Genomic DNA, 14,028 nt, shown 5'->3' on the forward strand with positions numbered 1-14,028 from the left:
TGTTATACCCAGCATATTTTTCTTAAACTGTTCAATCTAATCGACTTTCAGCTTAAATAAGTATGTTGCATATAATTCAATCTAACCGAATGGAGGCGTTACAGGCGCAGTTTAATACTGTAATGCAGACAGCGCCCTTATCTGATCCGTTTCAGAGAGATATTGTATTAGTTCAATCCCCCGGTATGTCGCAGTGGTTGAAAAATGGATTGAGTAAACATATTGGTGTGGCGGCTCAGGTCGATTTCCCGCTGCCTTTGAGCTTTATTTGGCGTTTGTACCAACAGTTTTTGCCCGATGTCCCATCTGAGTCGCCTTATAACAAAAACAATATGGCTTGGAAACTTTTCAATGTACTGCCAAATAAATTGGCGCAGCCACTGTATTTACCGTTATCAAACTATTTGTATGCCGACATACAGGAAGATGCACTAGCAGGCAAAGAACTGGATGGCCTAAAACTATTTACATTGTGCGAAAAAATTGCCGATGTGTACGATCAATACCTGATGTATCGCCCCGATTGGCTGTCGATATGGGAGTCTGGTACCGATCAGTTAGCTGATGTTGATGTTGAGATCGCTTCTTGGCAACCGGATCTGTGGCGCTCTTTAGTTGAATATACGCATCAACTTGGACAAAGTTCATATAATCGAGCCAATATGCATGCGCAACTGCTCACAGCTTTGGAGAATGCCTCCAGCGAAGCGCTTCCAGAGCGGATCGCCATCTTTGGTTTATCAGCTATGCCGACCAGTCAGTTAGAGGTGTTTCAAGCCCTTGCCTGCAAAACAGAAGTCCTACTATTTTTCTTTAATCCCAGTGAACATTATTGGGGAGATTTAGTGGATGAAAAAACACAAGCTAAGATCCACGCAAAATATGCAAAACGACCAGAGATTGATGCTAGCCTAGATGAAGAGCAGGACTACTATAATGTGGGCAATCCGTTACTATCCTCCTGGGGCAAGCTGGGCCGGGATTACCTTGAACAATTGATACAGCTTGATGCACGTTGGCTTGATGGATTTGTTGAAGACTTTAATGATTCACTGTTGTCGCAGATCCAAAATGAAATTTATCAGCTGGCATTTAAAGGTGAGTCTTTGCAAGCGGATCCAAACTGGTTTGTAAATGAAGCTGGTAAGTTGCCTGTTTCTGAGGATGATAAAAGCATTTACTTGCAAGATTGCCACACCCCGCTGAGAGAAGTTGAATGTTTGCACGACCACCTTCTCAATCTATTTAATCAATACCCTGATCTTACACCTAAAGATGTAATTATCATGATGCCGGATGTGGGAAGTTACAGTCCTTATATTGAAGCCGTATTTGGTAGTGCACTAGGCAAACGTTACATCCCTTGCGCTTTGGCCGACATGGCGATAGAGCAGGAAAAGCCTGTTCTGTCATCGTTTGTAACCTTAGTTAATTTGCCATTTAGCCGTTTTGGCGTTTCTGACATTTTAGATTTGTTGGCGGTGGAAGCTATTTCAAGCCGCTTTGAGCTTGAGGCATCAGAGTTTGAGCAAATTAAATATTGGCTTGACCAAGTCGTCATCAAATGGGGCTTAGATGCAAAGAATAAAGCTGACCATGGTTTACCTGAAATGCCACTCAATACTTGGCTGCATGGTTTAAATCGTTTATTACTTGGCGTAGCTAGCAGCTGTGAGGAAGCTGAGTTTAACGGCGTCTACCCTGCCGATCTAGTCGAAGGAATGGCCATTAATATATTAAGTAAGTTGGTTGCTTTTGTAGAAGCGCTGGACATCGCAAAGCTGCAGCTTGCAAAAGCGGGTGACCTAGCGGAAAAATCGGAAATGTTAAGGCAGTTGCTTGGCCGCTTCTATCACCAAGATGCTGAACAAAGCTGGGATTTAATGCAGCTCCACAAAGTGATTGAAGGTATTGAAAAACATTTTGAAAACGGTGATATGCGCACTTCTATTGAGCCCAGAGTATTGGCATATTTGGTAAAGCAAGGGATCCAAGAGAAAGGGGTTGGGCAGCGGTTTTTATCGGGCGCAGTGAATTTTTGTACATTGATGCCAATGCGAGCTGTGCCATTTAAAGTGGTTTGTCTGCTTGGCATGAATGATGCCGATTATCCTCGTCAAGTTCAGCCCATAGGGTTTGATCTGGTGCCAGCCTCTTCAAGGCGAAAAGGTGACCGTTCACGAAAATTAGATGATCGGTATTTGTTTTTGGAAGCACTCTTAAGTGCGAGGCTGCATTTTTATGTCAGCTATATAGGCCGCTCTTGTTTTAACAACGAAATTCAAGTGCCTTCGGTGCTAGTTAGTGAATTGTTTGAATATATAGACAGAAGCTTTTACTGTGAGGATAGCAAAGAGCCGCTCAGCATGTTGTTGAAACATCAAGCACCACTTCAGCCATTCAACTCTCTTCACTATCAATGTGGGCAGTTGCAAAGCTATAATCCCAACTGGTTATTTTTGCCCGCAGAAGAAGCGAAAAGTTCGCCGTCACCACTGATTGTAGCGCCACCAGAGGAGTTGGAACTCGCTCAACTGCTACGCGCATTTACCGCGCCACAAAGTTATTTTTATCAATCATGTTTAGGTATTAAAATAGCGCCTGCAACTGAGTATCAGGATGATACGGAGCCCTTTGCGTTAGATCCTTTAACACGTTACCAATACTTGCAAGAAATCCTCGATACTCATATCCATGAACAGGCACTTAGCACCGAGCAGATGTTGCAAAGAGGTCATTTACCACAGGCATTTGTGGGAGAGATACAATTAGAGTTATTAGAGCAGCGCGTACTGCCCATGGTAGCAATACTAAAATCGAAACTGGTGGATGCAAGTGCCCCGCAAGAGATAGCGATCTCGGTAAATGGCATTAAGATAGTCGGTTGGCTGGACAGGCTGTTTGGCAGCGAACAAATTTTTTATCGGCCTGCGAGTATTAAGGCGAAAGACAAGATCCGGGCATTTATCTATCACTTACTTGCTAATGCGACAGTTTCAGCAATGAACACGACCATTATTGGCTTAGATGAGCAGGTCACTTTTGATGCGATAGATAAACCGAGCGCATTGCAATTACTGGAAACATGGATGGTTTTTTACATGCAGTTGATCACCCAGCCAGTGCCTTTTTTCCCAGCTTCAAGTTATGCATATGCCAATACGGAGGATATTGGGAAGGCGAATGCAAAGTTTGCGGGTGGTCAATATATTGGGGTAGGAGAATCTGAAGATCCTTATGTCGCTCTTAACTTCAAAGATTTAGAGTCTTGTTTGGAGGAGTTTACGTCATTGAGTAAATCCTTACTTGGTCCAATTATAGCGTTAGAGAAGGAGCAACAACATGGAGATGCTTAACCCGGTCACCATGCCGTTGTATGGCCACAACCTAATTGAAGCCAGTGCGGGTACAGGTAAAACTTATACGATCACCGCGCTCTACCTTAGGTATTTGCTCGGTTTGGCTGAAGGCTCAAAGTCGGCATGCCTAAGTGTTGAACAAATATTAGTGGTAACTTTTACTGAAGCTGCAACTCAAGAAATTAAAGACCGAGTGAGGGCAAGGATCATCGATGTCCGTGACGCACTGTTGGGAGCCGAGTGCCAGGACCCACTGATCCCGACACTTTTGGCGCAGGTTGAAGATAAAAAAGCTGCTTTCAAATTGCTTGATGCCGCAGCAAAATCAATGGATGAAGCAGCAATTTTTACTATTCATGGCTTTTGCCAGAGAATGTTAAAGCAACATGCCTTTGAATCAAAGTTAAGCTTTAATCTTGAGTTTATCCTCGATGAGAGTGAGTTGCTCAAGACTGCTGTAGAGGATCACTGGCGAAAGTTTTTATATGCGCTAGACAAAGAGCAGACGGCTTTGGTTTTAGAGCATTTCGCTCACCCTCAAAGCCTCATGAAGAAGCTTATGCCGTTGATGAACAAATCGGGTGCAACCTTGACACCTAAGGTTGATTTGGCAGATATTTTAGCGGCAAGAAAACAGTATCAGCAGCGTGCATTAACGTTTAAACGCGCAGTGCGTGAAAGTGAATTTATTGCCTGTTTAACAGGCTCAGCGCTGGCAAAAAACAAAGCGCCTGGGCGCGTTGCAAATATTAATGCCCTAGGCGATTATATCGCATCAGATGCGTGGTATTTTGAATTTGGTACGAGTAAACACTCTTTCAATTTGTGGGGCAGTGCTCAGTTAGGGGATGCGAAAAACTACAAAAAGAATGCTGAGCTCATTTCTCATGAGATGATATCGCAGTTTGACGAAATGGCGACTTTGCACCATCAGGTCAAAAATTTATTGCCTATTGCTTTGCTGCAAGACGCACTAGAACAGGTTAAATCTCTGTTGATACAGCACAAGCAAATTCAGAGTTCAATTTCTCCTGATGACCTATTGAGCAATTTATACCAAGCTTTGCAAGGTAACGCAGGTAAAGTGCTTTCTGACAAAATAATTCAGCAATTTCCGGTCGCACTCATTGATGAATTTCAAGACACAGATCCGGTTCAGTATGGTATTTTTAGCGCGATATATCGCCAACAAGACGCCACTGCTCTCACTATGATCGGCGACCCCAAGCAAGCAATTTATGGGTTCCGCGGCGCAGATATTTTCACTTATATCAAGGCCAAGCAAGCCGTCGATGCAAGCCGACACTTTACCCTAGCAAAAAATTACCGCTCTGCGAAATCAGTAGTTGATAGCGTGAATACGATTTTTACTCAACATGACAGTAGTTTTATTTTCAATGACGACATTCCATTTTATTCGGTAGATGCTCAAGGCAAATCAGCACACCAGTCGCTGTCTGACGACCAAGACAGTGTACTGAATTTTTGTGTCTATGACCGCGCAGGTGAAGTAACAAGTAAAGCGCAAGCACAACAAGCACTTGCACAAACATTTTCAGCTAAAATAGCCACCTTGCTATCACGGGCGAAGAATAACTTAGCCATGATTGGTGAGGACCCAATAAAGGCCGCTGATATATGCGTATTAGTAAGAGACAGAAATGAAGCCGCAATTATGAAACAGGCGTTACAGGCCAGCGGTGTTAGTGCGGTTTATCTAGCACGAGATAGCGTATACGGCCAGCCTGTTGCGAACGCATTAAATCAATTGCTACACGTGTTGCACGGAGCCTATGACGAAGCCGCGCTACGCGGCGTATTGGTGAGTCCGCTATTTTCACTTAACTATGAAGAGGTTTATGTCCTTGCTCAAAGCGAACAACAATGGCAGGGCTATTTGGATTTTTTTGCCGAGCTAAAGCGTGTGTGGTACCAAAGCGGTGCGATGGCGATGTTAGAAAAGCTCATGGTTCACAATCAGCTCGCCAATATTTGGCGCGAAAATGGCTATGAAGTTGAGCGTTGGCTGACTGATTATCGCCATTTAGCGGAACTATTGCAGCACAAGCAAATTGAGTTAGAAGGGACCCAGCGTGTCTTAAGGTGGTTAAGTATCCAATGCGCCGAAGCGACTCTAGATGGGGCACAGTTGAGGCTTGAAAGTGACGCCAATTTGGTGAAAATTGTAACTATGCATGCGTCTAAAGGCTTGGAATATCCGATTGTTTATATGCCATTTGCTGTAGGGTATCGTGAGCCCAGTGAAGTTGTTTACCATCAGGGCGATACCCTAATTATCGATCTTGATGCCGATGATAGTGCTGTGCATGCTGCGTCAAAAGAGCGTCTTGCAGAAGATATAAGGTTGCTCTATGTCGCATTAACTCGTGCTGTACATTATTGTGAGTTGGGGCTGTATAACATTGCATTGGGGCGTAGCAAAAAACTTGGGATTGGTCAGACTGCGCTTGGTTTTGCACTATTTGGCAGCTGTGATTTTAAAGAAGCGCAGCAGTGGCACCAAGCGCTGGAACAGATTTGCCAATTACACCCTGCAATGTCGATGGAAATATTTGACGACCCCCAAATAGCTCAATTTGGAGAAGAGCAGGAGCAACCCTCTATTGCGCTCACGGTAAAAGAGCAGCCGGCCTCTATAGAAACAAATTGGCGTACAACCAGCTTTAGTCAGTTAAGTTATCATGCACATCATGATGATAGGCCAGCAGGCGCATTAGATGAGCATCATGAGTTAGACCTCCCAAGGATGGTACAAACACCAGTCAAATCACCTTACAGCTTTGTTAAAGGCGCAAAGGCAGGTAGTTGTTTGCATGAGATCTACGAGCAAATCGATTTTACGTCTCCTCATCACCCAGTTGCAGAAGGAAAATTGCCGCTGAATGAAGTGGTAGAAAATTGCCTGGATAAATATCACATAGATTTACAATGGTTGGACTGTGTGGTTTTGTGGGTGCAAGAGAGTTTGGCTTGCCCTCTCAATGCCCAAGGTGACTTATCGCTTAGTCAATTGACAGCGGATAACTGTCTGGTTGAAATGGAATTTCACTTACCGCTCACGGCGTTAAAATCAAGTCAACTCAACAAAGTGCTTAGCGATATTACCGGTCAGCCAAGTTACTTGCAGTTTGATGAGGTGGTAGGCATGCTAAAAGGCTTTATTGATTTGATCTTCAGATGGCAAGGGAAATACTTTGTCTTAGACTATAAATCGAACTATTTGGGTGATGAATTACATGACTACAATGATGAAAACTTGTTGTCAGCCATGACATCACATCAATACCATTTACAGTATCTGATATACAGTGTTGCTTTACACCGTTTGCTGAAATACCGCATTGCTGATTACTCTATCAAAACCCACATGGGTGGAGTCTATTATTTATTTTTAAGAGCACTGCCTGAAGGGGGAGGGGTATACTTCAAGGAACTGACGGAGCAAGAGTTACTGTCGCTGGATGCGCTTTTTGAGCAGGAGGCTAGATAATGTCTCAGTTTTCGTTGGATTTCTCGGTGGTTAACTTTGACGACACACTTTTTTTAGATGTGTTATTAGAGCAACGCAAAGTCAGAAGCGTCGATATCGCCCTTGCGAAGCTGTTGTGTGATTCACAATTTGACGATGTTTTTTACCTTATTTTGCTGCTATTAAAAGCTGAACAAAATCAACATAGTTGTTTAGTTTTGAATGATATAGACTGGTTTAATCCATTTGAATTAAGCCTAGAGCAAATGGAACAGACTATCGAATTGACTCCCTTTAAAGACAAGTTAAACGCTCTGGAGTCACTGCATTCACACCCGGCAGTGGGTGATGATAAACCGATAGTCATTTTTAATGAGCAGCTCTATTTGGCGCGTTTAGCAAACTATGAGGCGTTTTTAGCAAACCGGTTTACGTCACTCGCGAAACGAAAAATTGATTTAGATCTCTCTCAATTAAAGCGATTGCTAAATGTGTACTTTCCAGATGAGCAAGGGCAGATGATTGATTGGCAAAAGGTTGCATGTGCAATCGCAGCATCAAGTGCATTTTGTGTCATTACCGGAGGGCCTGGGACTGGCAAAACGACAACCGTAACAAAACTATTGGCTATTTTACAATCTTTGTATGCTACAGCACCTTTGAATATCAAATTGGTCGCGCCAACAGGTAAGGCTGCGGCCAGGCTCAGTGAATCGATAATTGGCGCAAAGGGAAGATTGGACTTAGCCCCAGAGTTGGCTGAACTTATCCCCGAGCATGCACAAACAATTCATCGTTTGCTGGGGGTTATACCCAACAGCAATAAATATAGATACCACGAAAAAAACCCACTACACCTAGATCTGTTGATCGTTGACGAAGCTTCGATGGTTGATCTTTCATTGATGAGCAAATTGGTCGCAGCATTGCCAGAAGGGGCTAGGATGTATCTTTTGGGAGACAAAGATCAGCTGGCTTCAGTCGATACAGGATGTATTCTTAACGACTTATGTGCTGACTTACAGTTAGGTCAAAATCCCAAATACTCTTCACAACGCGCTGATCTGCTAAATCAAGCGTGCTTTGATGGTGAAAAAAAACTATCAGGTGCGAGTAGCAAATTTGTGCTGCAAGACGTGATGGCATTTTTACAGCAGAGCCATCGTTTTAAGAGTGACAGCGGTATTGGTCAGCTTGCCGCTGCGGTGAATAACAATGACCAAAATCATCTCGACTGGGTTATCCAGCAGGGGTTTGATGAACTGAGTTTGTACAGTTTATCAAATGAGTCATACCTGAAGATGATTGAAGGTGCAGCTACCGCTTATAGCGTGTACCTAAGAGCCATAAAAGATGGTGCAGCGACTGAGCAAATACATCAGCTATTCTCAGAGTATCAATTGCTTGCAGCGGTCAGAGAGGGTCCGTATGGCGTTAATGAGCTCAATAAGCGTATTGAACACAAGCTAGCACAGCAAAACCTGATCCGTCCTTATAGCCGTTATTACGCGGGTATGCCGTTGATGGTTACGCAGAATGACTATCAACTTAAGCTTTTTAATGGTGATATTGGTATTATTTTACCAGACAGCAGTGGTCAGCTATTTGCAACATTTATTGATGAACAAGGTAATCTTAGATCAATCAATCCGGCACGTTTGCCTAGCCATGACTTAGTTTATGTGATGACAATTCATAAGTCGCAAGGTTCTGAATTTAGTTATACAGCAATGATTTTGCCGCCAATTCAAAGAGCTCGCCAGGGCATTAATCGGCAATTGGTTTATACGGGGATCACGCGTGCAAAACATCATTTTGAATTGATTTGCCAGCCACAAGTACTGCGACTAGCAATGAATAAATCTGTGGGGCGAAGCTCAGGGTTACGTCCTAGGTTGCTAAATGATTAATTTTTTGTTTTTTATTTGTTTCGTTGTGATATTGGGCTATGGTTATGTCTAAAGCAGACAGAGATTAAACGCGCTGCTTTTTATTGCCCAGTGAATGTGCCGCCAAAGTCGTAGGCGGCCTTTTTTATTATGTACATCATGGTTTTCCTAAATCTTGTTTGCCTCGCATGTGTAAATAGAAACTGTCTATTTTAAACCCAGTCTTTTATTGACTTTTTGACTTTTATAGCGCTAGATAAAGTTAAAGTATTTACTCTTATTGAGAATCGCTATGAAAAGCTTAGAAGCGCATTTAGTGCAATATGCACTCTATCACAGAGATAAGCGCAATATTAGAACGCATCTTGTTGGCGTGCCGTTAATTGTGTTTGCGGTGATCATGCTGACTTACATACCGCTATTTGAGTTTAACCAATTTGAAGTGACGCTGTCGGCCATTTTAATCGGTGTTGTTGGTGCCTATTATCTTTATTTATCAGCTTGGCTGGGACTAATCATGATAGCACTTTTGGCGACGGGCTACATGTTAACGACATTACTCAGTAGCCAAATAATGTTGTTTGGAGTGTCTATGAGTGGGTTCTATACAATCGGTGCCGGTATTTTCTTGTTTGGTTGGATGGTGCAGTTCATTGGTCATCACTTTGAAGGAAAAAAACCAGCGTTTGTCGATGACTTAATGGGGTTGTTGATTGGCCCAATGTTTGTATTAGTTGAAGTACTTTTTAAATTCGGATGTATGAAGCACTTAGAAACGCAAATTCTGGCACAGGCAGGAGCCTATAGAAATTAACTGATAGGAACCTGCTGTGTATTGTAAGGTGCTTACAAGCTGATGCGTGTTTCTAGCTGAGCACCTTTTAAAATTGTTACGTCTTGACAGTTCAAACGTAACTGTCCATTGTTAGTTTCAATGATATAGCCAGCCTCTGGAGCCTTTTCAGGAGAAGCTTCACTTAATTGTTTGCGGGCACGGTGAACCATGATGTTCATATGGTTCATTTGAATACCTAGCTTTTTGGCAAGATCTTCTCTATAGATCCAGCCCTGATACTCAGGATCAACGCCAGATTGCTTATCTTCAATTCTAAGTCTTGCCAAAAGTAGGAGCAAGTAATGGTGGCTGCGACTGCCTAAACTGAACTCTTCCCCTTCGATATGTAAAGAGAGCTCGGTTTTTTCTTCATCTAAGCTTACTGCAAAGCTAAGTGCCAATGACTTGACCGCTGGTTGTTGTTCCAAGTGTTTGGTCATGGTTGAGATGCCAGCGCAATAAAATAACCACTGCTCTCCAAATAGGTTGGTTATCCCACCATCGATGAGTGCTTGCCTATCGGAAGTATTTAGATCTTCTAAAAACCAGTAGTTAAGCAAATTATCGTAGTACACGATATGTGTTGCTTCCTCTTCATTGGGCAGAAGCATTTGATTTTCAATTTCAATGACATGATTGCGGTTATTCTGTGAGACAAAATATTGGCAATTTGCATTTAAACTGCCAACGACAAAGGAGTTTTGGCCAGGTGCCGCAAAGTCAATTTTATCATTTTCAGACAGTTGGTATGGGAGGTTTTTGTCAATTTTTCGGTCATTTATCCAAATGCCGTTGGTACTTACATCGCGAATGAGCCAGTTATCATTTGTGTACTCGATGATAGCGTGGTGTCTCGAAATTCCTGGTTTATCTAAAAATGTATCCACATTGAATTTAAAGCGCCCAAAAGTGTGATAACTTTTAAGATAAATTTTTTCGAGCTTTAGCTCATCGATTAAGTAAGCCATAGATTTTCCTAAATTTCCGTATATTTGCTAAAGGCTAGCATCACGTAGTTGTTGCAGAAATTTTACCTGATAAATGGAGTAAATCACCAGCAAAAAGTCTCTTTATCCGTGAGAGTTGCAATGGTTACTCTTCATTGCATATGCCGCTCAGTTCGGCAATATGTATTCATAATGTCACCTCTAGAAACGAAATAGCATTATAAAAAGTGGGCCCACCTAAATGGGCACCATTAAAGGGAAATCTGCAATTTTGAGTGTCTTATAATAGCCTGTATATGTCTTTGTTTAAGTGCTCTAACTTATAAAATGTAGTTTACAAAGAATAACTTAATTTATCTATTACAGGGGATTACAGCACTTTTAGATGGTATGAGCGTACCTTTAATCTTCCTTGCGATCCCTTAAACAATAGACCATTCTTTTTAATTAAAGGCAATAATTAAGTCCACAAGAGGTGGTTTATGAGTGAGTTTAAATTGCTAAACACAACTAAGCTGGAAGGGATATATCAGTTTTGTGAGCATTACGAGGGAAACCCTTTATCAATTTTTAGTCCGGCAGAGCAGGTTGTAACAGACTTTTCTCGTCGTCATCCACAGATGATTTTAAAAGATGTCGATATTGATCATGCATTATTTATGATGGTGAATGGGCATGTTCGATGTAAGTTAGTAATCGATCATGATGACACGTTTGTTGGTGTAGTGAATTCAAAAGATTTAACAGGACGAAAGATATTAACCACAGCGCAAAAACGCAATGTGTCGCGTTCAGATCTGACAGTCGAAGATGTAATGACCAAAAAAAGTGAGTTACACGCGATGTTTTACGAGTGTGTCACAGATGCAAGAATAGGCGATATACTGGAAACGTTGAAAGAGCTGGGTCATCAACATGTTTTGCTTATGGATCGCAACCAAGTATTGCGAGGCATGATTTCGGCTTCTGACATTGCTCGCGCGTTGCATATCCCGGTCAATATTTTGCAGAAGGCACATTCATTTAAAGAGATCTTTGAAATTATTTATGAACATGGAGAGGTAACGGCTTAAGTGCAAGCCGTTACATTTAAAAAGTATTTTACAGGTTTTTAAGGTATTGAATGACACCAAGTATTGCGGCAACTTGTCCATCAATACACTCTTGTTCACAAGTGTTGGCACTATCTGGGTACACTTCAGTCGTTGTGACATAAGGTGCATTGGTTAAACCCATGCACAGCCCTAATGTGGTGGCGTCATAGTTGATAACACCAAATTGCTCGATGTCTACGCCAATTAATTGGGCGTTGTCATCAGCATCAGCAATATGCGTCACCTTTTGCACTTGGTTTATTACACACTTTTGAAAATCCGGTTCTGGTTTTTGTGTATGACCAACTAAATAGAAACCGTCAGGTATATTCCAATTATTATTTATTTTACCATCTCGTGCCGCAAGAGCTGGGCGAAACTCGCTATTGTCCGTATCTGTCGTTTCATGAAGATCAATATGAGCAATGATGTTGCCAGCATATTGATTTACATAGTGCATAGCATACAGTGACTCTTGTGCTGGACTATCACTATAAAAGGAGCGATTTGGATCGACTGCGTTGGGATTCCATCTGTTAATGGTTTCAAAGCCCCACGGACTAATACAAGGTAAAATTAAAAAGTTAAAATGATCTGTAAAAAGTGTCATGTGGTGTTGTGCAAATGCCAGAGCTCCCATCACACCACTGGTTTCATAACCATGTACACCGCCAGTGACCAATATTGTAGGCAGTTCAGTGTTGGCATTTTTATTTTTAATTGCCAACAAAGGATAAGTGCTAGATTGATAATCTAGAGTTCCATATTCTTCTATATCGCATAGTTTGCTCAGCGCTTGTATCTCAGCTAAAACGAGTTCGCTATATGAACGTTTGATAGATTGAGATTCGAGCCAGAGACTCTTCTCTGCTTCTCCCCACGGGGTCCCTGCTGTGCCAATTGGATATTGCTGTGACATTACTTAATTCTCTATGACCTTTTTGGAGCATCCTAAGTAGTTTACATATCAATGGCAACCTTTTAAGCCAGATAGCCAAGTTGAGCGAGTGATCTCTTCTGCGCTTTGGTAATTTTAAATGCAAGCAGTGTGATTTTCGTATCGATCAAATGTATTTGGATAACTTTAAGGCCCAATATACTGCGAGTTGATAATTTATGGATCTCTTCAGATGGGACGAACTTTCGAGTACCAAAGAGGTTAAAGTATGAGAATCCTTGGTTGCAAATAGTGACTTTATTTTGACCAGACAAAGCCAGCATAAAGTGTATAAATGCCATTACTATTGCCGTAATTGCAATTGTGAATTGTACGGCAGCTAACTGAGATAATTGCATCTCTAAAAATAGTTTGGCTGCACTGAGTAACGCCAAAGATACCAGCATAACAATAATATAGAATATAAAATTGACCTGAAGTCTAAGCTCTTTCATTCTTGATCCCTATTGGTGAGTTTTCAACGTGGGAACAATATTGGAACAAAGTGGAGAAAATATGAATCTGAGTAAAAACTACTAAAAATACGATTTTTCTAGGGTATTTCGCGCCATTTATCAACCAAAACGTTTAGAAACCCGCAATTTCTATATGAACTCTCTATAAATTTTGAAGCTCTGAGTTGTTTTATTCCCATTTCTAACGCATTAAAAATCGCTTGACTATGTTGGTGCTTTTTACTTACGACGAAGTGGCGGCTATCTTGTAAGGCAACTTTAATCCCTTGAATAGCTTCAACACTATAGCCTTTCCCCGTGTATTTAAATGGCGTTTTATTGTTGAATGGAATGAGCATAATATCAACCCAGCCATTGCTGACTAGACGCGCCATGATTGTCCAGTCTGTTTCATTAAATAGCTGTTTAGGGGATAGTAATTGAATCGTTGACCAGTCGACAGCCCAATCTTTATTGCTGATCACTGTGACCTTTGAAAAATCAGAGTCTATTTTACTACCTAGTTCCTCAACGCGGTGAGACGCAGTATAAACCCCGGCAAAGTATTCTCCTTTTCTAATTATGGGAGAGGAGATATAGACATCATCGCTTAGTTCTTGTGTGCTCGAATACCAAAGAGTATCGACACTGATCACTGATAAGCCAGATTGCAATAAGATTTCTTCGCGTTCTTCATGGTCAATCATAAAGAATTTCAGAGATACCCGAGCTTTGCCAATTTGAAGTGCTTTTTGAATGAGGAGTAAGTCTACCACATCTCTTTGGCATAGAGGGTGTGAGAATATATCGGGGGTGATATCCTCAATTGTTCGGTTGTTTAAAATACTTTTTGCATACTTGTAGATATCTCTATCAACAGGTACAGGTATTTCTTCACGTGCAGATGCCGAGTTGCACATGAGCCAAATTATCAATGAAATGATTAAATATTGCCTGGACATTGTTTGCCATTTGAGTTGCCCAATTTTAAGGCTAGTGCATGGACATCAACTTGTATATTT

At 41.7% G+C, this 14,028-nt stretch carries 9 protein-coding genes; 5 read left to right on the plus strand and 4 right to left on the minus strand.

Going from position 1 to position 14,028, the window contains the following annotated elements:
• The first annotated feature begins 62 nt into the window (after window positions 1–62).
• The 4 genes from recC to J8M00_RS03390 all read left to right on the plus strand — a co-directional run bounded on the left by recC (window position 63) and on the right by J8M00_RS03390 (window position 9,552).
• Window positions 63–3,356: an exodeoxyribonuclease V subunit gamma gene (gene recC / locus J8M00_RS03375; protein WP_211008943.1), complete on the plus strand. Its 3,294-nt coding sequence runs from the start codon at window positions 63–65 to the stop codon at window positions 3,354–3,356.
• Complete coding sequence (gene recB / locus J8M00_RS03380) at window positions 3,343–6,870, plus strand: exodeoxyribonuclease V subunit beta (RefSeq protein ID WP_211008944.1); 3,528 nt, start codon at window positions 3,343–3,345, stop codon at window positions 6,868–6,870. The genes recC and recB overlap by 14 nt, the downstream gene beginning before the upstream one ends.
• Entirely contained in the window at window positions 6,870–8,759 is a 1,890-nt protein-coding gene (gene recD, locus J8M00_RS03385; RefSeq protein WP_211008945.1) for an exodeoxyribonuclease V subunit alpha, read from the plus strand. Before recB ends, recD begins: the two co-directional genes overlap by 1 nt.
• A 271-nt stretch (window positions 8,760–9,030) precedes the next feature.
• Window positions 9,031–9,552 (plus strand): DUF962 domain-containing protein, encoded by a 522-nt coding sequence (locus J8M00_RS03390; protein ID WP_211008946.1) that lies wholly within the window; start codon window positions 9,031–9,033, stop codon window positions 9,550–9,552.
• 32 nt (window positions 9,553–9,584) lie between these two features.
• Here J8M00_RS03390 and J8M00_RS03395 read toward each other — a convergent pair whose 3' ends face one another.
• Window positions 9,585–10,541: an FHA domain-containing protein gene (locus J8M00_RS03395; protein ID WP_211008947.1), complete on the minus strand. Its 957-nt coding sequence runs from the start codon at window positions 10,539–10,541 to the stop codon at window positions 9,585–9,587.
• A gap of 461 nt (window positions 10,542–11,002) precedes the next feature.
• Here J8M00_RS03395 and J8M00_RS03400 point away from each other — a divergent pair, with 461 nt between their 5' ends.
• Window positions 11,003–11,593 carry a CBS domain-containing protein gene (locus tag J8M00_RS03400; protein ID WP_211008948.1) on the plus strand — a complete coding sequence of 197 codons (591 nt, stop codon included), beginning with the start codon at window positions 11,003–11,005 and terminating at the stop codon, window positions 11,591–11,593.
• Between the two features lie 28 nt (window positions 11,594–11,621).
• Here the strand turns inward: J8M00_RS03400 and J8M00_RS03405 are convergent, their stop codons facing one another.
• The 3 genes from J8M00_RS03405 to J8M00_RS03415 all read right to left on the minus strand — a co-directional run bounded on the left by J8M00_RS03405 (window position 11,622) and on the right by J8M00_RS03415 (window position 13,968).
• On the minus strand, window positions 11,622–12,533 hold the full coding sequence (locus J8M00_RS03405; RefSeq protein WP_211008949.1) for a M14 family metallopeptidase: 912 nt from the start codon (window positions 12,531–12,533) through the stop codon (window positions 11,622–11,624).
• A 62-nt stretch (window positions 12,534–12,595) separates the two neighbouring features.
• Window positions 12,596–13,006 (minus strand): hypothetical protein, encoded by a 411-nt coding sequence (locus J8M00_RS03410; RefSeq protein ID WP_211008950.1) that lies wholly within the window; start codon window positions 13,004–13,006, stop codon window positions 12,596–12,598.
• Window positions 13,007–13,104: 98 nt separating this feature from the next.
• Window positions 13,105–13,968 carry a hypothetical protein gene (locus J8M00_RS03415; protein WP_211008951.1) on the minus strand — a complete coding sequence of 288 codons (864 nt, stop codon included), beginning with the start codon at window positions 13,966–13,968 and terminating at the stop codon, window positions 13,105–13,107.
• Window positions 13,969–14,028 lie beyond the last annotated feature (60 nt).

This window comes from Pseudoalteromonas luteoviolacea (assembly GCF_018100925.1).
Lineage (GTDB): Bacteria > Pseudomonadota > Gammaproteobacteria > Enterobacterales > Alteromonadaceae > Pseudoalteromonas > Pseudoalteromonas obscura.

Bases quoted from the DNA above. Each gene is read 5' to 3' on its own strand.
- recC (WP_211008943.1), top strand. From the start codon at position 63: ATGTTGCATATAATTCAATCTAACCGAATGGAGGCGTTACAGGCGCAG.
- recB (WP_211008944.1), top strand. From the start codon at position 3,343: ATGGAGATGCTTAACCCGGTCACCATGCCGTTGTATGGCCACAACCTA.
- recD (WP_211008945.1), top strand. From the start codon at position 6,870: ATGTCTCAGTTTTCGTTGGATTTCTCGGTGGTTAACTTTGACGACACA.
- J8M00_RS03390 (WP_211008946.1), top strand. From the start codon at position 9,031: ATGAAAAGCTTAGAAGCGCATTTAGTGCAATATGCACTCTATCACAGA.
- J8M00_RS03395 (WP_211008947.1), bottom strand. From the start codon at position 10,541: ATGGCTTACTTAATCGATGAGCTAAAGCTCGAAAAAATTTATCTTAAA.
- J8M00_RS03400 (WP_211008948.1), top strand. From the start codon at position 11,003: ATGAGTGAGTTTAAATTGCTAAACACAACTAAGCTGGAAGGGATATAT.
- J8M00_RS03405 (WP_211008949.1), bottom strand. From the start codon at position 12,533: ATGTCACAGCAATATCCAATTGGCACAGCAGGGACCCCGTGGGGAGAA.
- J8M00_RS03410 (WP_211008950.1), bottom strand. From the start codon at position 13,006: ATGAAAGAGCTTAGACTTCAGGTCAATTTTATATTCTATATTATTGTT.
- J8M00_RS03415 (WP_211008951.1), bottom strand. From the start codon at position 13,968: ATGTCCAGGCAATATTTAATCATTTCATTGATAATTTGGCTCATGTGC.